We start from the raw sequence: 20,847 nt of genomic DNA, 5'->3' as shown, positions 1-20,847 counted from the left end.
CCCGCCCTACCCACTGCGTGCGTGCTATCCAGGGAGACCCTGGAGTTACTGTCACAGAACGAAGTCGTCACATTGACGCACCCCCACTTCCCGCCCAGTCTGAGACCTCTCCTGGACCGGCCCTCGTGATGACCCCACCTTCGACGCCGTCCCTCGCGAACGCGCTGCTCCTCAAGCTGCTGATGCTGCGCACGCTTGTCGTCACGGTGGCGGTGGCGCCCGCCATCTACGTCGACATGCAGTTGCTGGACGTGGACTCGAGCGCGATGGGCTTCGTGCTGGGGGTCGTCACGCCCATCGTGATTGGCGGGCTGGCGCTGGTGGTGCCCATTGGCGCGGTGGGCGCGCTCCTGCGGCACGCGCTGCACGAGGAGGAGGGCAACGCGCCGGAGCGGCTGCGGCGGCTGTTGCGGCTGCCGGGCGTGCTGACGTTCGTGGAGGCGCAGGCGGGCTGGTTCCTGGGTGGCATCTGCTTCAACGGCGCCATTGGCCTGGCGCTGGACCGTCCCCCGCGCGTCATCCTGGTGGGCGTGGCGGTGGCGATGAGCGCGGGGCTCTTCAGCGCGCCCATCATGTACATGCTCTACGAGCGGACGCTGGCGGCGGTGACGCTGGAGGCCTTCCGCCGCGCGCCGCACGAGCGGCCCGCCGGAGAGGGGCTCTTCCTGCCCCGGCAGAGCTGGTTCCTGCCGGCCATCGTCGTGTCCGCGCTGCTCATCACGTGCATCACCAGCATCGCGACGTTGCAGCTTCGGCTGGAGAAGAACCTCTCGTCGCTGGCGGACGACCTGGAGGTCGAGGGGGACTACCGGGGCGCGACGCGGGTGCGCTCCAGCATCGAGCCCCTGCAGAGTGACCTGACGACACCGGTGGCGCTGCTGGGTGGGTTCGCGGCGCTGGGCGCCATCTTCACCGCGGCCTGGGCGGCGCGCCGGCTGTCCCAGGGGGCGAAGGCGATTGGCGCTTCGCTGGACGCGCTGGTGGAGGGCCGCTCGCAGCCGCCGCAGTGGGTGTCCACGGACGAGCTGGGCGACCTGTCCGCGCGCACGTGGCTGCTCTATGAGCAGTTGCAGGAGCTGCCCCGGTCGCTGCGCTCGTCGGCGGGGCACCTGGCGCAGGCGGGCACGCGGCTCACCGAGGCGAGCGACCAGCAGAACCGCACGCTGTCCCGGCAGGCCGCCGCCATCCACCAGGCGCGCACCACGGCGCAGGAGATCCAGCAGACGTCGAAGCTCGCGGCCAGCCGCGCGGGGAACATCCTCCAGGTGGCGGAGCGCGCCGCGCGGATGGGCCAGCTGGGCGAGGAGTCGCTGGCGGGCACGGAGCAGGGGCTCGCGGACATCCGCGACCTGACGAACGGCCTCAACCAGCAGGTGAGCGACCTGGGCACGCGCGCGCGCGAGGTGAGTCGGGTATCGGAGGTGGTGAAGTCGCTGGCGGACCAGTCGCACATGCTGGCCATCAACGCCGCCATCGAGGCGAGCCGCGCGGGCGAGCAGGGCCGGGGCTTCGCGGTGGTGGCGCGGCAGATGCGCGACCTGGCGGACCAGTCCATCCGGGCCACGGGTCAGGTGCGCGGCCTGCTGGAGGGCATGGAGGCCGCCACGGGCGAGGCGGTGGTGACGGCGGACAAGAGCGCCCTGGGCGTGGAGGCCGCGCTCGTGCCGCTGCGCAAGAGCGGCGAGCGGCTGCGCGAGCTCATCTCGCTGGCACAGGAGTCCGCGCACGCGGTGCGGCAGATCGCCGAAGCCGTGGCGCAGCAGCACGCGGGCGTGGATCAGCTCTTCGGCGCGGTGAGCGAGATGGACGAGCTGATGGCCGCCACGCTGCACCAGTTGGACACCACGCAGGCGGCGGCGAACGCGGTGGCGCAGGCGACGGGGCAGGTGTCGCAGCTGGCGGAGCGGTACGTCTCGTAGCGGCGGGCGGGCTTGCGCCGCTCCCGGAGTGGCTCCTAGATTTCGCGTCGGTCGAAAAACGGCGGACCGGTTCGGTGAGCCCCGGTCACTTCCATGGTGGAAGCACTTGTTCGACCTCCTTCGGGAGGAAGAACCCTCGGCCCTTCGTAGGCACCCGTGTGCCTTTTCGAGGCTCGCCATGCGTTTGAATCACCTCGACCTGCAGGTCCCCGACGTCCAGGCCACCGCCCGCTTCTTCACGCGCTACTTCGGCTTCACGTCGCACGCGAAGAACCACGACTCGCCCGCCATCGCCATGCTCGCCGGACAGGATGGCTTCGTGCTCGTCCTCCAGCGCCGCAAGCGCGACACGGACACCTTCCCGGAGGACTTCCACCTGGGCTTCCTCCAGGACTCGGAAGGCCCCGTGCTCGCCTTCCATGAGCGCGTGAAGGCCGACGGGCTGGAGGTCTCCGACGTCCTCCGCAACAACCGGGGCACGCTCGTCTACTGCCGCGCCCCGGGCGGCTTCCTCGTTGAAGTGAGCTGCCGCCCCGGCGCCGTGTAGCACCGGGCCTCAAAGACAGGCGGTAAAGACAGACACCCGGCGCCTCAGCCCGCCAAGGCCTGGGGCGCCGGCGGCTTCGCGGCGGCCTCCGGGATGTCCTCCAGCGGCGGCACGTACGGCCAGCCCGGCAGGCCGCCCTTCCCTGCCTCGCGCGTGAGGTAGTCCGCCGCGATGTTCGCGCTCTCCATGATGGTGAGCAGCCCGCTGCCCGGGTGCGTGCCGCCGCCCACGAAGTACAGCCCTTCCACCTGCGCGTTCTTCACGCGGGGCCGCAGCGGACCCAATTGCAGCCACGTGTGCGACAGGTTGAACACCGCGCCCCGGAACACGTTGAAGTCGTCCCGCCACGTCTCCGCCGTGAAGTAGCGCTCCGCCTTCACGTGCTCGCGCACGCCCCGGATGCCCACCTTCTCCAGCATCTTCGGGATGCGCTCGCGCAGCGTGGCCTCCGTCTTCGCCCAGTCCACCGGCCGCGCCGTGTTGGGCGTGGGCACGAGCACGTACAGCGTCGAGTGCCCCTCCGGCGCCGCGGACGCGTCCGACACGCCCGGGTTGCACACGTAGAAGGGCGGATCATCCACGTCCACCGTCCGGTCCTCCAGCGCGTCGCGGTCCGTCCTGCGCGCGCTCTCCGACAGGTAGATGAGGTGGTGCGGCAGGTCGTATTTCCGGTCCAGCCCGTAGTACGCCATGAACGTGCTGCACGAGTACTTCGCCCGCTCCAGCGCCCCGTCCGTCAGCCGGCTGCCCTCGCGCACCTCCTGGGCCAACAGGTTCTTCGCCGCGTAGGCCAGGTCCGCGTTCACCACCACCGCGTCCGCGTCCAGCACCTCGCCGCCCTGGAGCTTCACGCCCACCGCGCGGCCCGTCTCCACCCGCACGCGCTCCACCGGCGTGCCCATGCGGAAGGTGACGCCCATATCCTCGGCGCACTTCATCATCCCTCGCGCGAGCGCCCGGAAGCCGCCCTGCACGTGCCACACACCGAAGGCCAGCTCGATGAAGGGAATCACGCTGAACACCGACGAGCACGTCGTCGGGTGCAGCCCCAGGTACTTCGACGGGTACGCCAGCGCGTACGTCATCCGGTCGTCGTGGAAGAACGAGTCCAACTGCTTGTAGAGCGTCTGCCACGGCTTGAAGCGCAGCGTGGGCGCGAGCCGCCAGGGCGCGTAGTAGCCCAGGCTCCCCGCGTTGGTGCAGATGAACTTCTCGTACGCGAGCGCGTACTTCTCCCGCCCGTCCTCCATCCAGTCCTTCAGCGCGCGGCCCTTGCCCGCGCCAAACTTCTCCAGCTCCTGCCCCATCCGCTCCACGTCGCGCCGCGTGTCCAGGTGCGTGCCATCCCAGAAGTGCACGCGCGTGTTGGGGTCCACCGGCGTCAACGTGACGTAGTCCGCCAGGCGCTTGCCGGAGCGGTGGAAGATCTGCTCCAGCACGCCGGGCAACTGGAGGATGGAGGGGCCGGTGTCCATGGCGTACTCGCCGTCCGCGCCCATCGTGAGGCCCTTCATCCGGCCGCCCGGCACCGCGTCCTTCTCCACCACGGTGACCCGGAAGCCCTGCCCCGCCAGGTTGATGGCGACCGACAGCCCCCCCGGCCCTGCGCCCACGACGATGACGTGCCGAACCATGTGCCTCACCATGCCCGGCGCCGTGCCGGCTTGCGACTGTCCCTTCGGGTACGTCCCACGGGAAAAAGCGTTTCCCCTGGGACTCCCGGCCGCTCGCCGGGCGTTCCTCGGAGCGTCTTCTAGAGGACGGGCCCACATCCCGAATCCCCGGGGTGCGTCGCCTCTTGTACCCTGCGCCGCGCATCCATGAATCCCCTCCCGGAGGCTCGCCCACAGGAAGTCCTGTTGTTCACGCTGGAGCGGCAGCGCTATGGCCTGCCGGTGGAGGACGTGCGCGAGCTGGTGCGCGCGGCGCGCCTCACGCACCTGCCCCAGGCACCGGATGTGGTGGAGGGGCTGCTCAACCTGCGCGGCGAGCTGCTTCCCGTGCTGGACCTGCGCCGGCGCTTCCGTCACCCCGCGCGGCCCCTGTCGCCCATGGACCACTTCATCGTCGCCCGCGCGGGTCCGCGTCCGGTGGCGCTGCGCGTGGACCGCGCGGAGGGTCTGCACGTCATCGCGGCCCATGAGTGGGACTCCTCCCCCCGCGAGCTGCCCGGCGTGGGGTTCGTGGCCGGGGTCGCGAAGCTGCCCGACGGGCTGGTGCTCGTGCATGACCTGCGCTCCTTCCTCTCCGAAGCAGAGGCGCTGCAACTGGACACCGCGCTCGGAGACCGGCCGGGGCCCGCTTGATTGGCGGCCTCCTGTCTCCCGGCTTCAAGGAGGTGCTCGTCCTGGTGGAGGAGCGCGCGGGGCTCGCCGCGCCCAGCTGTCTGGCCGCCGCCGAGGAAGGCATCCAGCGCGCCATGGCCCGCGCGAACCTGCGGGACGTGGAGGCGTACCGGCTGCGGCTCCTGCATGACACCGCCCTGCTGGACGACCTGCTCACCGAGCTGACCATCGGGGAGACGTACTTCTTCCGCACCCACGAGCACTTCGACCACCTGCGCCGCATGGTGCTGCCCGAGCTGCGCGAGCGCCACGGTCCGGAGCACGTGCTGCGCGCGTGGAGCGCGGCCTGTGCCTCCGGCGAGGAGCCCTACTCCATCGCCGCGCTGCTGATGGCCGAGGGCTGGGGAGACCACATGAGCGTGCGCGGGACGGATGTATCGCGCACGGCGCTCGCCCGCGCCCGCGAGGGCCGCTACAGCGACTGGTCCCTGCGGGGCCCCTCCGCGGACCGCATGCGCGCCCACCTCAAGCAAGAGGGACGCCACTACCTGCTGAGCCCGGACGTGAAGTGCCACGTGCAACTGGGTTACCTCAACCTCGCGCTGGAGACGTGGCCGTCCTCCGACAGCGGCATCTGGCAGATGGATGTCATCTTCTGTCGCAACGTCCTCATCTACTTCAACACCGCCACCATCGCGGGCGTGGCGCGCCGCCTCCATGCGTCCCTGGATGACGGCGGCTATCTCTTCTCCGGCCCGTCGGATCCGCCGCTCGGGGACTACGCTCCGTTCGAGGCCGTGCTCACGGAGTGGGGCGTGCTGTACCGCAAGCCCCTGGCCAGCCAGCACGCCGCGCACTTCGTTCCGCTCCAGCCCCTGCCGCCCCTGCGCGCGGATGGCACACCCTTCACCGTGGGGCGTGTGGCCCCCGGCACCGAGCGCTTCGCTCCGGGCGGGTCCTCCACCGAGAGGGCCGGTGCCTTCACGTCGCCGACCGGGGCCCCGTTCACCGACGCGTTCCTTGCACGCGCACCGCTGGACGCTGGCGTACCGTTTCCTTCCGGGGGCATGCCTCCGTCGGAGCCTCCGCGCACGTCGGAGCCCGCCCGGGCCCCAGAGCCCGCACGCACTTCGGCGCCCGCGCGCTTCACGCTGAGCGCGGAGGCCCTGGAGGCCGTGCGGCAGGCGCTGGCTCGCGGCGACTGGCGTGAGGCCTCGAAGCGCGCGGGAGCCCAGGCGGCGGATCCGGAGCAGGCCCTGGCGGCGGTGCGGACGCTGGCCAACCTGGAGCCTCGGGCGGCGGTGTTCGCCTGCGGAGAGGCTTCGGTTCGCCACCCGCTCGTCGCGGGGTTGCGGTATCTGGAAGCGGTGCTGCTCCTGGGACAGGCACGGCTTCCGGACGCGGAGAAGGCCGCGCGGCAGGCGCTCTACCTGGAGCCGGACCTCGCCGTGGGCCACCTGCTGCTGGGCCACGTGCTGCGCCGGCAGGAGCAGTTCGCCGCCGCGGCGCGGGCGTACCGCGAGGCGGAAGGGCTGTGTCGGAGGCTGCCGCCGGAGGCGCTGGTGCCGCTGGCGGAGGGAGAGCGGGCAGGAGCCCTGGCGGACGTGGCGCGCGCGGAGTGGCGACGCCTGGAGCGTCCCGGGATTGATGGCGGAGAGGCGGGCTGATGCCGAAGCGCGAGGGAGTCATCGACTGGGAGCAGGCCCGGGCCCGGCTGGAGGAATTGCAGCGCGCCGCCGATGCGCGGGAGTCCTTCACGGACGAGGCGGCCCACGCGCAGCTCGACGCACGCGCGCGCGCCCTGGCCCGCCCCGCCGAACTCCCGGTGCTGCCCGGCAGCCAGCGCGAGGTGGTGCGCTTCCGCGCCGCGGGCCAGCTGTACGCGCTGGAGTCGCGCTTCATCCTGGAGGTGCTGCGCGCGCCGGAACTCACCCCGCTGCCGGGCGCGCCGCCCCTCTTGCGCGGCCTGACGCTGCTGCGCGGCGAGGTGCTGCCCGTGGTGGAGCTGGCACCGCTGTTCGGCCGGCCCGTGGCGACCCAGGCCAGTGGCCCGGTGGTGGTCGTGGGCACCACGCGGCCGGAGCTGGGCCTGCGCACGGATGAGGTGACGGAGGTGGCGGTGCTCACGGGCACGGAGCTGTTGCCCGCGCCCCCCTCCCTGGAAGAGGAAGCGGGCGCGCTGGTGGCTGGCGTCAGCCCGGACGGCACACTCGTCCTGGAGGGAGAGGCCCTCCTCGGTGATAGCCGTCTCGTGTTCGAGCTGTCCGAAGAAGGAGTCGCATGAGCATCGGGAATCGCATCGCGCTGGGATTCGGCCTGTCCCTGCTGGTCCTGCTGGTGATCGCCACCGTCGCCTTCCAGGGCGCGCGGCAGCTCACCAGCACCACGGAGAGCCTGCTGAAGGCCCACGAGAACTTCCGCGTCCTGCGCGAGGTGCGCGCGCTGCTGGTGGACGCGGAGACGGGGCAGCGCGGCTTCATCATCACCGGCGAGGACGGCTACCTGGAGCCCTACAACGCCGCGCTCAGCAGCCTGCAACAGGACCTGTCCGCGCTGCGAGCGGCCATGGCGCCCTATCCCGAGCAGCGCGCGCGGCTGGCCCGCCTGGAGCCTGTCATCGAAGCCCGCCTGGAGCGGTTGAAGGAAGGCATCCGCCTGCGCCGCGAGAAGGGCCTGGAGGCCGCGTCGAGCGTCCTGCTGGATGGCCGGGGCAAGGCGCTGATGGACCAGGTGCGCATCATCATCGGCGAGATGGCGGACACGGAGCAGCAGCGCTGGGATGCCGACGCCGACGAGGCCCGGCAGTCCGCGCAGCAGAGCCTGTGGGTGCTGGGCCTGGGCACGCTGCTGGGCATGGCCATCGTCGGCGTGGGCAGCTTCGTCGTCACCCGCGGCATCACCCACCCCCTGCGCAAGCTCACCCTGGGCACCGAACAGCTGGGTCGGGGCGAGCTGGCGCACCGCATCGACGTGCGCGGCCGCGATGAGCTGGCGGACCTGGCGACCGCCTTCAACGCCATGGCCGAGCGCCGCCAGCAGGCCGAGGTGCAGCTGGCCCGGCAGGCCGAGCAGCGCGAGCACACGCTCAAGACGGTGGCGGACTTCGTCAACCAGTTGGCGGGCGCGTCCTCCGAAATCCTCGCCAGCACCACCGAACAGGTGGCCGGCGCCCAGGAGCAGGGCAGCGCGGTGACGGAGACGGTGAGCACCATCGAGGAGATCACCAAGACGTCGGAAGAGGCCGCCGGCCGCGCCCGCGCGGTGAGCGAGTCCGCGCGCCACTCCGAGGAGGTGGGCCGCTCCGGCCGCCGCGCCGTGGAGGAGGCCGTGTCCGCGATGGGCGCCGTGCGCGACCAGGTGGAGTCCATCGCGTCGCGCATCCTCGCGCTCGCCGAACAGGCCCAGGCCATTGGCGACATCATCACCACCGTCAACGACATCTCCGAACAGACGCACATGCTGGCCCTCAACGCCTCCATCGAAGCCAGCCGCGCGGGCGAGCACGGCCGCGGCTTCGCCGTCGTCGCCTCCGAGGTGAAGGCCCTGGCGGATCAATCCAAGAAGGCCACCACGCAGGTGCGTCAGATTCTGGGACAGATCCAAAAGGCCACCCACGGCGCGGTGATGACCACCGAGGAGGGGACCAAGAGCGTGTCGGCCGCCACCCGCGTCGTCACCGAAGCGGGCGCCACCATCCAGCAGCTCGCGGACCTGCTCACGCAGGCGTCCCTCACGGCCGCGCAGATCGCCGCGTCCGCCAACCAGCAGGCCACCGGCATCGGGCAGATCCGCCAGGCGATGCATGACGTGAACCAGGCCACGCAGCAGGGCCTCATCTCGTCGCGCCAGACGGAGCGGGCGATGCAGGACATCAACGCCATGGGCCAGAAGCTGAAGGGACTGCTCGGGGAGTTCGGGCGCTAGGCCATGGATCGCGACCGGCTGGCGCAGGCACTGCTGGACTCGTTCCTGGAGGAGCTGGAGGGACACGTCGTGTCCCTCAACCGGGACCTGCTCGCGCTGGAGCAGGCCCCGGCGCGCGCGCGCGAACTCATCCCCGGCCTGCTGCGCACGCTGCACAGCGTGAAGGGCGCGTCGCGCGCGGCCAGCGCCAGCCGCGTGGAGACCGCCTGCCACCGGCTGGAAGAGGTGCTGGAGCCGCTCATCCACGGGCGCGCCGCGTCCCCGGACCTCTTCGAGCTGTGCTTCGCCACGGTGGACGCGCTGGACGACGCGGGCCGCCGGCTGGCGTCGCGTCAGGATTTGTCCGGCTCGCCGCTGGAGGCCCTGCTGCCGCAGCTGGAGAAGGCCGCACAGGGCACGCCTCCCCCAGCGCCGGAGCACCGTCCGGAGCCCGGGCGCTCCGGGCCCGCGCACAAGGCCTCCGAGCCGCCGTCCCCCGCCGACGTGGAGCTGCCCGTCCCCGTGGCGCCCGGCGAGGCGCTGCCGGTGCGCGTGTCCGGGCAGAAGCTGGACGCGCTGCTGGGCAGGAGCGGCGAGCTGCGCGTGGCGATGCTGCGCCTGGAGGGCCACGCCGAGTCGCTGGAGTCCCTGCGCGACGACGTCACCGGGCTGCGGGCCGCGGTGCGCGGCACGGCCTCCGAAGCGACGCTGCGCCGGGTGGAGCTGGAGCTGGCGCGGGTGGCTCGGGTGCTGGCGCAGGACCGGCGCGCGCTCTTCCAGTCCTCCACCGGCCTGGACGACGAGGTGCGCCGCGCGCGCATGCTCCCCTTCGAGGAGGGCTGCACGGGGCTGGAGCGCGCCGCGCGCGACGTGGCGCACGGCCTGGGCCGGCGCGTGCGCATGGAGGTGCACGGCGGCGGGCTGGACCTGGACCGCTCCCTGCTCCAGTCGCTGCGCGAGCCGCTGCTGCACCTGGTGCGCAACGCGGTGGCGCACGGCCTGGAGGCGCCCGACGAGCGCGTGCGCCACGGCAAGGCCGAGGAGGGCCGCGTGGTGCTGTCCGCGCGGCTTCGCGGCAACCGGGTGGAGGTGGCGGTGGAGGACGACGGGCGCGGCCTGGACCTGGAGGCGCTGCGCGAGCGCGCACGGGCCCGGGGAATGGAAGCGCCCGAGGACGACGCGGACGCCGCGCGGCTCGTCTTCCTGCCGGGGCTGTCCACCGCGCCGAAGGTGACGGCGGTGTCCGGCCGGGGCGTGGGCCTGGACGTGGTGCGCGCCCAGGTGGAGGCCCTGCGCGGCAACGTGGAGGTGACGTTCAAGGCGGGCCAGGGCACCCGCTTCATCCTGGACGTGCCCCTCACCCTGAGCACCCTGCGCGTGCTGCTGGTGGACGTGGGCGGACAGATTCTCGCGCTCGCCAGTGAGGGCGTGGACCGGCTCTTGCGGCTGTCGCCCTCCGACGTGCGCGAGGTGGAGGGCCGCATGTCGTGGGTGACGCCGGACGCGCTGGTGCCGCTGGCGTCGCTCGCGAGCGTGCTGGACCTGCCCTCGAGCCCGCCGCGCGCGCGGCCGTCGGCGGTGGTGCTGTCGGCGGGCACCGCGCAGGCGGCGCTGGTGGTGGACGAGGTCATCGCGGAGCAGGAGGTGCTGGTGCGCTCCCTGGGCTCGCGCGTGAAGCGGGCGCGGCACGTGTCCGCCGCGGCGGTGCTGCCGGATGGCCGCATGGCGCTGTTGCTCAACCCGGCCTCGCTCGTGCGCGCGGCGGGAGGCCGTCCGTCCGCGCACTTCTTCCCCACGCCCAAGGAGCAGGCGGTGCGCAGGCGCGTGGTGCTGGCGGACGACTCGCCCACGACGCGCATGCTGGAGCAGAGCATCCTGGAGGGCGCCGGCTACGACGTCACCGCGTGCGCGGACGGGGCCGAGGCCTGGGAGCGGCTCCAGGCGGGCGGCGCGGACGCGCTGGTGCTGGACGTGGAGATGCCGCGCATGGACGGCATCTCCGTCACCGAGGCCGTGCGCGCCTCGCCGCGCTTCGGGCGGGTGCCGGTGGTCCTGGTGACGTCGCGGGAGAAGCCCGAGGACAAGGCGCGCGGCCTCAACGCCGGCGCGAGCGCCTACATCGTGAAGAGCGCGTTCGACCCGACGAGCCTGCTGGAGACGCTGAGGCGACTGCTATGAAGAATGAACCGTTGCGCATCCTGGTGGCCGAGGACTCGCCCACCGCCCGCCGGCTCCTGGTGGAGATCCTGCGCACCGACCCGGCGCTCACCGTGGTGGGCGAGGCGCGGGACGGCGTGGAGGCGGTGGAGTTGTGCCAGCGGCTGCGGCCGAGCCTGGTGACGATGGACATCCAGATGCCGCGCATGGACGGCCTGGACGCCACCCGCCGCATCATGACGGAGGCGCCCACGCCCGTGGTGGTGGTGTCCACGCTGGTGGAGCGCGACATCCACACGTCCATGGCCGCGCTGCGCGCCGGGGCGCTCGCGGTGCTCCAGAAGCCGGTGGGCCCGGAGTCGCCGGACTTCGAGGCGGAGAGCCGCCGCCTGCGCGACACGCTCAAGGCCATGGCCCAGGTGAAGGTGGTGCGCCGCTGGCCGGAGCGCACCGCCGTGCCGCCCTCCCCCGTGGAGACGGCGCCCACCACCGCCCGCCCGCCGTCCGTGCTGGCCATGGCGGCGTCCACCGGCGGTCCCGCCGCCATGTACCGCATCCTGACCGACCTCCAGGGCGGCAAGGACGTGCCGCCGCCCATCCTGCTGGTGCAGCACATCGCGCTGGGGTTCGGTTCGGGCCTGGCCACGTGGCTGGGCACCGCGACGTCGCTGCGGGTGAAGGTGGCCGAGGACGGCGAGCCCCTGATCGCGGGCACCGTCTACCTGGCCCCGGACGACAAGCACCTGGGCGTGACGGCGGACCACCGGGCCCAGGTGTCCGGCGCCGCCCCCATCCAGGGCTTCCGCCCGTCCGCCAACTGGCTCTTCCGCTCGGTCGCGAGCGCGTACGGGCGCGCGTCCCTGTCCGTGGTGCTCACCGGCATGGGGCAGGACGGCCTGGACGGCATCCGCGACGTCCACCAGGCAGGAGGCCACGTCCTGGCCCAGGACGAGGCCACGTCCGTCGTCTACGGAATGCCCGGCGTCGTCGTGGGCGCCAACCTGGCCCACGAGGTCCTCCCCCTGGGGCAGATTGCCCGCCGCCTCCAGGCGCTCTTCCAGCCAGGCGGAAGGGGGACGTGAAGTGTCGCTTTAGTGAAATTCATCCCCCGGGAAAGGTGGCTGGAATGGCGACCCTGGTGCGAAGTGTCCATATCGGGTTCCAATGGGGGCTCCCCCCCGTCCCCCCTCCCAGATGAGCGCTCCCACGACTGGTCCGGCCTACGAAGCGGTCTTCGCCGCGATTCCCGACCCTGCCTATGTGCTCGATGGCACGGGCAGGCTGGTGTCGTGCAGCGCGGCCGGGGCGCGAGCGCTCGGCTGGACGGCGGTGGAGCTGGCGGGACGGCACTGGAGCGAGCTGGGGCTGCCGTCGGAGGCGCTGACGGCGCTGGAGACCGCGCGGGTCCGGGTGGTGACGCTGCGCGAGCCCGTCACCGTGGAGGCGCCCTGGCCGGGAGCGCAGGGCCCGCGGTTGCACGCGCTGGTGCTCACGCCGCTGCCGGCGGACGCGGCCACGCTGCCGTCCGTGCTGGTGACGGCGCGGGTGCTCACGGAAGCGGAGGCCATCTATTCGCGCGCGCTGGAGCTGGAGCAGGCGGCGCGCGCGGAGGTGGAGACGGCGGAGCGCCGGCGCTCGTTCCTCTACTCCGCGATGACGACGCTGTTCACCCACCCGCCGGATCCGCAGGGCATGTACACGCTGCTCGCGCACCTGGCCGTGCCGGACCTCGCGGACTGGTGCCTGGTGGACGCGCTGGAGCAGGGCCCGTACGTGGGCCGCGCGGCGGTGGCGTGCCTGGACCCGACGCAGCAGGAGCGCGCCTGCGACCTGCCCACGCGCATGGCGCTGCGCGACGACGCGCCGGTGGGCCTGTTGCGCGTGCTGCGCACCGGGGAGCCGGAGCTGGTGCCGGCGGTGACGGATTCGCTCTTGCGCGCGGCGGCGGCGGAGCCCGCGCACCCGGCGCTGCTGGAGGCGTTGCAGGCGCGCTCGTACATGATCATCCCGCTGCGCGCGCGCGGCCACACGCTGGGCGCGGTGACGTTCGTGAGCTCCGGCTCCGGGCGGCGCTACGGCCCGGACGACCTGGCGCTGGCGGAGGACCTGTGCCTGCGCGCGAGCCTCGCCATCGACAACGCGCGGCTGGTGGGTGAGTCGCGCCGGGCGGCCCGCGCCCGCGAGGACCTGCTCGCCGTCGTGTCGCATGACCTGAAGAACCCGCTGGGCGTGGTGCAGCTGGGCGCGGCGCTGCTCTTGCGCGGCACGGCGGGCAAGCCCGGCGGCGAGGCGGTGGCCAAGCAGGCCAATCGCATCAACGACGCGGCCGAGCGCATGTCGCGGCTCATCTCCGACCTCTTGGACTGGGGCCGCCTGGAGGCGGGTCACCTGCCGCTGGAGTTGGGCGAGCACACCGCCGTGGCGCTGGCCACCGAGGCGCTGGAGGCCATCCGGCCGCTCGCGGAGGCCAAGGGGCTGCACCTGGAGGCGGACCTGCCGTCGGAGGCGCTGAGCGTGAAGTGCGACCGCGGCCGCGTGCTCCAGGTGATGGGCAACCTCCTGGGCAACGCGGTGAAGTTCACCCCGCCGGGCGGCACGCTCTCGGTGCGCGCGGCGGTGCTCGGCGGCATGGTGGTGACCTTCGACGTGCGCGACACCGGCAATGGCATTGCCCCGGACGCGCTGCCGCACATCTTCGACCGCTACTGGCAGGCGCGCGACGCGGCCAGTCGGGGCACCGGCCTGGGGCTCGCCATCGCCAAGGGGCTCGTCGAGGCGCACGGCGGCACCATCCGCGCGGAGAGCACCGTGGGCATTGGCAGCCTCTTCACCTTCACGCTGCCCGTGGCCACCCTGTCCGCGCCCGCCACCGTCACCCCGGCCCTGGCCGTGGGCGGCATGGCGCGCCCGCGCGACACCTACGAGCACTAGCGCTTCCCCCGCCAGCCCGCCTGTTGCCGCCGCGGGTCAAGCCATGCCATGCAGGGCGCCTTATGTCCTTCATGCATCAGGCGCTGGTGTTCCTCGCCGCCACCGTGGTGGCCGTGCCCCTCTTCAAGAAGCTGGGGCTGGGCTCCGTGCTGGGCTACCTGGCGGCGGGCGCGGCCATCGGGCCCCATGGCGCCGGCCTCATCTCCGACGTGGAGAACATCCTCCACATCGCGGAGCTGGGCGTGGTGCTGCTGCTGTTCGTCATCGGGCTGGAGTTGCAGCCCTCGCGCCTGTGGAACCTTCGCCGGTCGGTGTTCGGCATGGGCGGCGCGCAGGTGGTGCTGACGGGCGTGCTGCTCGCGGGCGTGGGCCGGGTGCTGGGCCTGTCCACGGGCGCGGCCATCATCGCCGGCTTCGGCCTGTCGCTGTCCTCCACCGCGTTCGCGCTCCAGCTGCTGGCGGAGAAGAACCAGCTCACCGCCGAGCACGGGCAGCTCGCCTTCGGCATCCTCCTGTTCCAGGACCTGGCCGTGATTCCGCTGCTGGCCGCGCTGCCGCTGCTGGGCGTGTCCGACTCGCCGTCCACGGAGCCCGGCTGGCTCTTGGGCCTGAAGGCCGCGGGCGTGGTGCTGGGCGTGGTGCTGGCGGGCCGCTACCTGCTGCGGCCAGTGTTCCGCGCCGTGGCGTCCGTGCACAGCCAGGAGTTGTTCACCGCGACGGCGCTGCTCGTCGTCGTGGGCACCGCGTCGCTCGTGAGCGCGGTGGGGCTGTCCATGGCGCTGGGCGCGTTCCTCGCAGGCGTGCTCCTGTCGGAGTCCGAGTACCGCCACGAGCTGGAGGCGGACATCGAGCCCTTCAAGGGCCTCCTGCTGGGCCTGTTCTTCATCGCCGTGGGCATGTCGGTGAACCTGGCGCTGCTCGCCCGCGAGCCGTGGCGCGTGCTGGCGCTGGTGCTGGGGCTCACGCTCCTCAAGGGCGCGGTGCTGTACGGCCTGGGGCGCGTGGGGCTGAAGAAGCCGGGCTCCGCGGTGAGCCTCGCGGTGGTGATTTCGCAGGGCGGTGAGTTCGCCTTCGTCCTGTTCTCGCTGGCGGTGTCCTTCCACGTGATGGACCGCGCGCAGGCGGACCTGCTGGTGCTGGTGGTGGGCCTGTCCATGGCGGTGACGCCGTTCCTGTCCGTCATCCACGAGCGCTGGGTGGCGCCGCGCCTCAAGCCCAAGGGCCCGCAGCGCGAATACGACGTGTCCCCGGACCAGGACCACCCGGTCATCATCGCCGGCATGGGCCGCGTGGGGCAGGTGGTGGCCCGCCTGCTGCTCGCGCGCCGCATCGGGTTCACCGCCATTGACGCGAGCGCGGAGCACATCGACTTCATCCGGCGCTTCGGCAACCAGGTGTTCTACGGCGACGCGTCCCGGCTGGACCTGCTGCGCGCCGCCCGAGCGGACAAGGCCCGCGCGTTCGTGCTCGCCATCGACGACATGGCCGCGTCCCTGCGCACCGCGCAGATGGTGAAGGAGCACTTCCCGCACCTGAAGATCTTCGCGCGGGCGCGCAACCGCGAGCACGCCTACAAGCTGATGGAGCTGGGCATCACGAGCATCATGCGTGAGACGTTCGACGCAAGCCTCGCCATGTCCAGCGACGTGCTCCAGGCCATGGGCCTCTCCTTCAGTGAGGCACACCGCACCGTGGAGCGCTTCCGCGAGCACGACGAGTCCCTGATGGTGGAGACGTCCAAGGTCTTCAAGGACGAGAAGAAGATGATGGAGGTCATCGCGCGCGGCCGCCGGGAATTGGAGCTGCTCTTCGAGAAGGACGAAGCCGAGCAGAAGTCGGCCTGAGGACGACCATGGACACGCCTCCGAAGTCCTCTTCGCGCCTGTACCTGTGGGTCCTCGCGGCCATCCTCGCCGGAGGCCTGCTGGGCCACTTCGCGCCCGCCACGGCGGTGAAGCTCAAGCCCCTGGGCGACGGGTTCATCGCGCTGGTGAAGATGCTCATCGCCCCGGTCATCTTCCTCACCGTGGTGCTGGGCGTGGCCAACGTGGCGGACATCAAGAAGGTGGGCCGGGTGGGCGGCAAGGCCCTGCTCTACTTCGAGGTCGTCTCCACGCTGGCGCTGCTCATCGGCGTGCTCGTCGTGTCGGTGCTCAAGCCGGGCTCGGGCTTCAACGTGGATCCGCGCACCCTGGACGCGAGCTCCGTGGCGCGCTTCGCGCAGCAGGCGCATGACCAGTCCACGATGGGCTTCCTGCTGCACCTCATCCCGCGCACCTTCGTGGATGCCTTCACCGGCGAGGGCGACCTGCTCCAGGTGCTGCTGCTGGCGCTGCTGTTCGGGTTCTCGCTGACGGCCATCGGCCCCGCGGCGAAGCCCGTCGTCGTGCTGTTCGAGGCGCTGTCGAAGGCGTTCTTCCACATGATTGGCCTGGTGATGCGGCTTGCGCCCATTGGCGCGGGCGCGTCCATGGCCTTCACGCTGGGGGCGTACGGCATCACCAGCCTGGGCCCGCTGATGCGGCTGATGGGCTGCTTCTACCTGGCGTGCGTCGTGTTCGTGCTGGCGGTGCTGGGGCCCATCGCGCGGCTGACGGGGTTCTCCATCCTGCGCTTCCTGCGCTACATCCGCGCGGAGCTGTTCCTGGTGCTGGGCACGTCGTCGTCGGAGTCCGCGCTGGTGCCGCTGATGCAGAAGCTGGAGCGGCTGGGCTGTTCGAAGTCGGTGGTGGGGCTGGTGGTGCCCAGCGGCTACTCGTTCAACCTGGACGGCACCAACATCTACCTGACCATGGCGGCGCTGTTCGTGGCCCAGGCGCTCAACGTGGACCTGACGTTCACCCAGACGGCCACGCTGCTGGGCGTGGCGATGCTCACGTCCAAGGGCGCGTCCGGCGTCACCGGGGCGGGCTTCATCACCCTGGCCGCCACGCTCGCGGTGGTGCCGGCGGTGCCGGTGGCGGGGCTGGCCCTCATCCTGGGCATCGACCGGTTCATGAGCGAGGCGCGCGCGCTCACCAACTTCATTGGCAACGGCGTCGCCACCATCGTCGTCTCCCGCTGGGAGAACGAGCTGGACCGCGAACGGCTCCGCGCCGAGCTGAGCGGACAGCCGCTGCCCGTGCCCGCGCAGGCCAATGCGGAGCCGCCGGGGACGCCGTCGTAGGTCAGTGCGCGACGGCCTCGTGCACCGCGGCCTTCAGCACGTCCAGGTCCACGGGCTTGTCCAGCAGCCGCCTCGCGCCCAGCCGCCGCGCCTCCGCGTGCGTCTCCGCATCCGCAAAGGCGCTGAGCAGCAGCACCGGGCAGGACACGCCCTGGTCGCGCAGCCGCTCCAGCGCCTCCAGCCCGGTGCGCCCCGGCATCCGCACGTCGCTGATGATGAGGTCCAGGGGGGCGAGCGTGCCGCCCTGCCCCCGCATCATCGCCAGGTAGTCCCCCAGCTCGAAGCCGTCCTCCACCTCCACCACCACGTAGCCCGCGCGCCGCAGCGTCTGCACCAGCATCGCGCGCATCGCGTCGTCGTCCTCGGCCACCAGGATGCGCGGGGGGCGCGGTGCGTCTTCGGTCAGGGTCGGGTCGGTCATGGAAGCGGCGCAAGGAGCATGGCCCATGCCACGTGCCCTCCCGGTCCGCTCCGGCGTTCAGCGCCCGGCGTTGGATGGGGAAAGGGGCATCCTGCCCCCTGCGGGGCAATGTGCCCCAGGGCCTTGGGGCTTCTCGCGGGGACGGGGGATGGCATGGCCCATGCTGTTCGTGACGCCGCACCCATGGGCCCCGTAGCGTACCTCCCGGGTCCGCGTGTTCCTTCCCCCTCACACCCGAACCGGGGGTTGCCCTTCCCGTGAAGCTCGCTCGCAAATTCACCCTGGCCCTCGTGCTGCTCGCCGTCGCGGTGATGGCCGGGCTCCAGGTGTTCCAGGTCAACCGGGAGCTCACCCGGTCCGAGACGGACATGCAGCATGACCACCGGCTGCTCGGCCACACGCTCGCCGGCTCCATTGGCAAGGCGTGGCAGCTGGCGGGCGAGGCCGAGGCGCTCACCCTGCTCCACCAGGCCAACCGCTTCCAGGAGCAGGTGCGGCTGCGCTGGGTGTGGCTGGATGGCGGGCCCGGCTCCAGCTTCGCGCCGGACCTGCCCCCCGCGCTGCTGCTGAGCCTGCGCGCGGGCCATGACGGCTGGTTGAGCGACACCACGAACACGCCGGGCCTGCTGCATTCATACACGCCGGTGTTCCTGGGCCGGCGCGTGGGCGCCATTGAGATCACCGAGTCGCTCTCCGAACAGCAGCAGCACGTGCGCACCACCGTGGTGGGCACCTCCATCGCGACCGCGGCGCTCAGCGTCTTCTTCCTCCTGGCCGCCATGGCCATGGGCCGCAAGCTGGTGGGCCAGCCCGTGGAGCAGCTGGTGCACCTGGCGGGGCGCATTGGCGAGGGCGACCTCACCGCGCGCGTGCCGCTGCGGCGCCTCCAAGGCGACGAGCTGACGACGCTGGCGGTGGCCATGAACCGCATGGGCGAGCAGCTGGAGGAGACGCGGGCGCGGCTGGCGGCGGAGACGGCGGCGCGGCTGGCGACGGTGGAGCACCTGCGCCACGCGGACCGGCTCACCACGGTGGGGAAGCTGGCATCGGGCGTGGCGCACGAATTGGGCACGCCGCTCAACGTGGTGATGGGCCGCGCGAAGATGGTGTCCTCCGGGGAGGCGGAGGGCGAGGAGGTGGGCGAGTGCGCGCGCATCATCTTCCAGCAGGCGCAGCACATGACCGCCATCATCCGGCAGCTGCTGGACTTCGCCCGGCGGCGGGCCCCGTCGCGCGCGCCGGAGGATTTGTCACTGCTGGCCGAGCGCACCCTGTCGCTGCTCAAGCCCATGGCCACCAAGCGCGGCGCCACGCTGTCGCAGGAGGTGCCCGCGGGCTTCACGGTGGAGGTGGACGCGGGGCAGTTCCAGCAGGTGCTCACGAACCTGGTGATGAACGGGCTGCACGCGATGCACCAGCCCGGAACGCTGCGGATCCGCTCGCAGGTGGTGCGCGCCACGCCGCCCGCGGACGTGGGGGGACCGGAGCAGGACTGGGTGCGGCTGGACGTGGTGGACGAGGGCACGGGCATCCCCGCGGACGTGCTGCCCCACGTCTTCGAGCCCTTCTTCACGACCAAGGACGTGGGCGAGGGGACGGGGCTGGGCCTGTCCGTCTCCTATGGGATGGTGCGGGACCACGGCGGCTGGATTGACGTGAAGAGCGAGCCGGGCCGTGGGAGTTGTTTCTCCATCTACCTGCCGCCGGGAGCCAACGCATGCCAGGCCGCATCCTGATTGTCGAAGACGAGCGCGAGATGCGCGTGCTCGTGGAGAAGGGGCTCCAGCGCCGGGGCTTCCAGCCCGTGGCCGTGGCCGCCGCGGACGAGGCCCTCCAGCGCCTGTCCGCCGAGGACTTCGACACGGTGCTCACGGACCTGCGCATGCCCGGCATGGACGGGCTCGCGCTGTGCGAGCGCATCGTGCTCAACCGGCCGGACATCCCGGTCGTCGTCGTGACGGCGTTCGGCAGTCTGGAGACGGCGGTGGCCGCCATCCGCGCGGGCGCGTACGACTTCATCACCAAGCCCGTGGACCTGGACGCGCTGGTGCTGGTGCTGGAGCGCGCCGTGCAACACCGCGCCCTGCACGCGGAGGTGCGCAGGCTGCGCCAGGCGTTGGATCAGCGTCACGACGATGGCGCGCTCGTGGGGGAGAGCCCCGCCCTCAAGCAGGCGTATGCGCTCATCGACCGGGTGGCGGACGTGGACGCCACGGTGCTCATCACCGGGGAGAGCGGCACCGGCAAGGAGGTGGCCGCGAGAGCGCTCCACGCCCGGGGCCGGCGCAAGGAGGGGCCCTTTGTCGCCCTCAACTGCGCGGCGATGCCAGAGCAGCTCCTGGAGAGCGAGCTGTTCGGCCACGCCAAGGGCGCCTTCACCGACGCGAAGGCCGCGCGCACGGGCCTGTTCGTGAAGGCGAACGGCGGCACGCTCTTCCTCGACGAGGTGGGGGAGCTGCCCCTCACGCTCCAGCCGAAGCTCCTGCGCGCGTTGCAGGAGCGCGTGGTGCGGCCGGTGGGCGGGGACACGGAGACGCCGTTCGACGCGCGCATCGTCGCGGCCACCAACCGCGACCTGGAGCTGGCGGTGGAGGAGGGGCGTTTCCGCGAGGACCTCTACTACCGGCTGAACGTCATCGGCATCGAGCTGCCCCCGCTGCGCGCGCGCGGCAACGACGTGCTGCTGCTGTCGCAGCGCTTCATCGAACAGTTCGCGTCCCGCACCGGCAAGCGCGTGGATGGCCTGTCACCCGCCGCGGCGCAGCGCCTGCTGGCGTATGGGTGGCCGGGCAACGTGCGCGAGTTGCAGAATTGCATCGAGCGCGCCGTGGCGCTCACGTCCTTCGAGCAGCTCACCGTGGACGACCTGCCGGAGCGCGTGCGCAACTACAGCACGCCGCGCGGGGCGCCGGAGCCCACGGACACGTCGGAGCTGGTGACGCTGGAGGAGCTGGAGCGCCGCTACATCCACCGCGTGCTGGAGGCGGTGGGTGGCAGCCGCACGCTCGCGGCGCGCATCCTGGGCGTGGACAGGAAGACGCTCTACCGAAAGCTGGAGCGCGGCGACGGGGAGCCGCGTGACGTGAAGAAGCCTTGAGAGGGAGCGCTGTGAGCGGTCGCTCGTGCCCCGTCCGGGTGCCTTCCACCCTCCAGGCATCCGCTGCCGTCACAACCCTCCACCATCAACGCACGGACAGTGCGGACAGTGGACTTCCCGTGACCCGGGGTCCCCGCTTCATCGCGAGCGGAGTATGGTTCTGCGCGGATGCGTCTTGCCCTCTTACCGCTTGATATCAGGCACTTCGCGGTCGGCCTCGCGACGAAAGCAGGCGACCGGTCCACTGCTGTCCCGTTTGTTCACCAGGACCGCTTCGTTTCGCTCAAGATCCATCCCGCCAGACAATCCGTAGGACCCAGTCTGGATGCCACCCGCCCTCCTGCCTCCATGTCCGGCCCCTGACGCCGGGCACGCGCCGCCCACGCGCCGTGTTCCCTCCCTGAAGGGGCCCCTGCTCCCC

The 20,847-nt window shown here is 72.0% G+C and carries 15 protein-coding genes; 13 read left to right on the top strand and 2 right to left on the bottom strand.

Annotated features, from left to right (window positions below; genetic code table 11):
* Positions 1 to 128 precede the first annotated feature (128 nt).
* Complete coding sequence (locus D7X12_RS23570) at positions 129 to 1,919, top strand: methyl-accepting chemotaxis protein (protein ID WP_120627537.1); 1,791 nt, start codon at positions 129 to 131, stop codon at positions 1,917 to 1,919.
* A gap of 178 nt (positions 1,920 to 2,097) precedes the next feature.
* On the top strand, positions 2,098 to 2,466 hold the full coding sequence (locus D7X12_RS23565; RefSeq protein ID WP_120627536.1) for a VOC family protein: 369 nt from the start codon (positions 2,098 to 2,100) through the stop codon (positions 2,464 to 2,466).
* 44 nt (positions 2,467 to 2,510) lie between these two features.
* Here the strand turns inward: D7X12_RS23565 and D7X12_RS23560 are convergent, their stop codons facing one another.
* Complete coding sequence (locus tag D7X12_RS23560; protein ID WP_120627535.1) at positions 2,511 to 4,100, bottom strand: phytoene desaturase family protein; 1,590 nt, start codon at positions 4,098 to 4,100, stop codon at positions 2,511 to 2,513.
* A gap of 186 nt (positions 4,101 to 4,286) precedes the next feature.
* On the opposite strand from D7X12_RS23560, the gene D7X12_RS23555 reads away from it, so the two are divergent.
* The 9 genes from D7X12_RS23555 to D7X12_RS23515 all read left to right on the top strand — a co-directional run bounded on the left by D7X12_RS23555 (position 4,287) and on the right by D7X12_RS23515 (position 16,908).
* Positions 4,287 to 4,772, top strand: coding sequence for a chemotaxis protein CheW (locus tag D7X12_RS23555; protein ID WP_120627534.1), 486 nt, complete (start codon positions 4,287 to 4,289; stop codon positions 4,770 to 4,772).
* Positions 4,769 to 6,418: a CheR family methyltransferase gene (locus D7X12_RS23550; protein ID WP_120627533.1), complete on the top strand. Its 1,650-nt coding sequence runs from the start codon at positions 4,769 to 4,771 to the stop codon at positions 6,416 to 6,418. Before D7X12_RS23555 ends, D7X12_RS23550 begins: the two co-directional genes overlap by 4 nt.
* Positions 6,418 to 7,035: a chemotaxis protein CheW gene (locus D7X12_RS23545; RefSeq protein ID WP_120627532.1), complete on the top strand. Its 618-nt coding sequence runs from the start codon at positions 6,418 to 6,420 to the stop codon at positions 7,033 to 7,035. Before D7X12_RS23550 ends, D7X12_RS23545 begins: the two co-directional genes overlap by 1 nt.
* A complete protein-coding gene (locus D7X12_RS23540) occupies positions 7,032 to 8,675 on the top strand; it encodes a methyl-accepting chemotaxis protein (protein ID WP_120627531.1) in 1,644 nt (547 codons plus the stop codon). Before D7X12_RS23545 ends, D7X12_RS23540 begins: the two co-directional genes overlap by 4 nt.
* 3 nt (positions 8,676 to 8,678) lie before the next feature.
* Positions 8,679 to 10,832, top strand: a complete 2,154-nt coding sequence (locus D7X12_RS23535; RefSeq protein ID WP_120627530.1) for a hybrid sensor histidine kinase/response regulator — start codon at positions 8,679 to 8,681, stop codon at positions 10,830 to 10,832.
* On the top strand, positions 10,829 to 11,893 hold the full coding sequence (cheB, locus tag D7X12_RS23530; protein ID WP_120627529.1) for a chemotaxis-specific protein-glutamate methyltransferase CheB: 1,065 nt from the start codon (positions 10,829 to 10,831) through the stop codon (positions 11,891 to 11,893). The genes D7X12_RS23535 and cheB overlap by 4 nt, the downstream gene beginning before the upstream one ends.
* A 112-nt stretch (positions 11,894 to 12,005) precedes the next feature.
* The gene (locus D7X12_RS23525; RefSeq protein ID WP_120627528.1) at positions 12,006 to 13,742 is read left to right on the top strand and encodes an ATP-binding protein; all 1,737 of its coding nucleotides are present in this window, start codon (positions 12,006 to 12,008) and stop codon (positions 13,740 to 13,742) included.
* 62 nt (positions 13,743 to 13,804) lie between these two features.
* Positions 13,805 to 15,586, top strand: a complete 1,782-nt coding sequence (locus D7X12_RS23520; protein ID WP_120627527.1) for a monovalent cation:proton antiporter-2 (CPA2) family protein — start codon at positions 13,805 to 13,807, stop codon at positions 15,584 to 15,586.
* 8 nt (positions 15,587 to 15,594) lie between these two features.
* Positions 15,595 to 16,908 carry a dicarboxylate/amino acid:cation symporter gene (locus D7X12_RS23515; RefSeq protein ID WP_120627526.1) on the top strand — a complete coding sequence of 438 codons (1,314 nt, stop codon included), beginning with the start codon at positions 15,595 to 15,597 and terminating at the stop codon, positions 16,906 to 16,908.
* 1 nt (position 16,909) lies between these two features.
* Here D7X12_RS23515 and D7X12_RS23510 read toward each other — a convergent pair whose 3' ends face one another.
* Positions 16,910 to 17,329 carry a response regulator gene (locus tag D7X12_RS23510; protein ID WP_120627538.1) on the bottom strand — a complete coding sequence of 140 codons (420 nt, stop codon included), beginning with the start codon at positions 17,327 to 17,329 and terminating at the stop codon, positions 16,910 to 16,912.
* A 257-nt stretch (positions 17,330 to 17,586) separates the two neighbouring features.
* On the opposite strand from D7X12_RS23510, the gene D7X12_RS23505 reads away from it, so the two are divergent.
* Together D7X12_RS23505 and D7X12_RS23500 are read left to right on the top strand one after the other, a co-directional pair.
* Entirely contained in the window at positions 17,587 to 19,065 is a 1,479-nt protein-coding gene (locus D7X12_RS23505; protein WP_120627525.1) for a sensor histidine kinase, read from the top strand.
* On the top strand, positions 19,047 to 20,426 hold the full coding sequence (locus D7X12_RS23500; RefSeq protein ID WP_120627524.1) for a sigma-54-dependent transcriptional regulator: 1,380 nt from the start codon (positions 19,047 to 19,049) through the stop codon (positions 20,424 to 20,426). The genes D7X12_RS23505 and D7X12_RS23500 overlap by 19 nt, the downstream gene beginning before the upstream one ends.
* Positions 20,427 to 20,847 lie beyond the last annotated feature (421 nt).

It is taken from the genome of Corallococcus sicarius (genome assembly GCF_003611735.1).
GTDB classification, from domain to species: domain Bacteria; phylum Myxococcota; class Myxococcia; order Myxococcales; family Myxococcaceae; genus Corallococcus; species Corallococcus sicarius.
Note: the sequence above shows the minus strand (reverse complement) of the source record. Positions and strands in the feature narration are given on the sequence as shown.

Coding starts and splice junctions, on each gene's coding strand:
- cheB (WP_120627529.1), top strand. CDS start 10,829: ATGAAGAATGAACCGTTGCGCATCCTGGTGGCCGAGGACTCGCCCACC.
- D7X12_RS23545 (WP_120627532.1), top strand. CDS start 6,418: ATGCCGAAGCGCGAGGGAGTCATCGACTGGGAGCAGGCCCGGGCCCGG.
- D7X12_RS23570 (WP_120627537.1), top strand. CDS start 129: ATGACCCCACCTTCGACGCCGTCCCTCGCGAACGCGCTGCTCCTCAAG.
- D7X12_RS23525 (WP_120627528.1), top strand. CDS start 12,006: ATGAGCGCTCCCACGACTGGTCCGGCCTACGAAGCGGTCTTCGCCGCG.
- D7X12_RS23520 (WP_120627527.1), top strand. CDS start 13,805: ATGTCCTTCATGCATCAGGCGCTGGTGTTCCTCGCCGCCACCGTGGTG.
- D7X12_RS23500 (WP_120627524.1), top strand. CDS start 19,047: ATGCCAGGCCGCATCCTGATTGTCGAAGACGAGCGCGAGATGCGCGTG.
- D7X12_RS23565 (WP_120627536.1), top strand. CDS start 2,098: ATGCGTTTGAATCACCTCGACCTGCAGGTCCCCGACGTCCAGGCCACC.
- D7X12_RS23535 (WP_120627530.1), top strand. CDS start 8,679: ATGGATCGCGACCGGCTGGCGCAGGCACTGCTGGACTCGTTCCTGGAG.
- D7X12_RS23540 (WP_120627531.1), top strand. CDS start 7,032: ATGAGCATCGGGAATCGCATCGCGCTGGGATTCGGCCTGTCCCTGCTG.
- D7X12_RS23515 (WP_120627526.1), top strand. CDS start 15,595: ATGGACACGCCTCCGAAGTCCTCTTCGCGCCTGTACCTGTGGGTCCTC.
- D7X12_RS23560 (WP_120627535.1), bottom strand. CDS start 4,100: ATGGTTCGGCACGTCATCGTCGTGGGCGCAGGGCCGGGGGGGCTGTCG.
- D7X12_RS23510 (WP_120627538.1), bottom strand. CDS start 17,329: ATGACCGACCCGACCCTGACCGAAGACGCACCGCGCCCCCCGCGCATC.
- D7X12_RS23555 (WP_120627534.1), top strand. CDS start 4,287: ATGAATCCCCTCCCGGAGGCTCGCCCACAGGAAGTCCTGTTGTTCACG.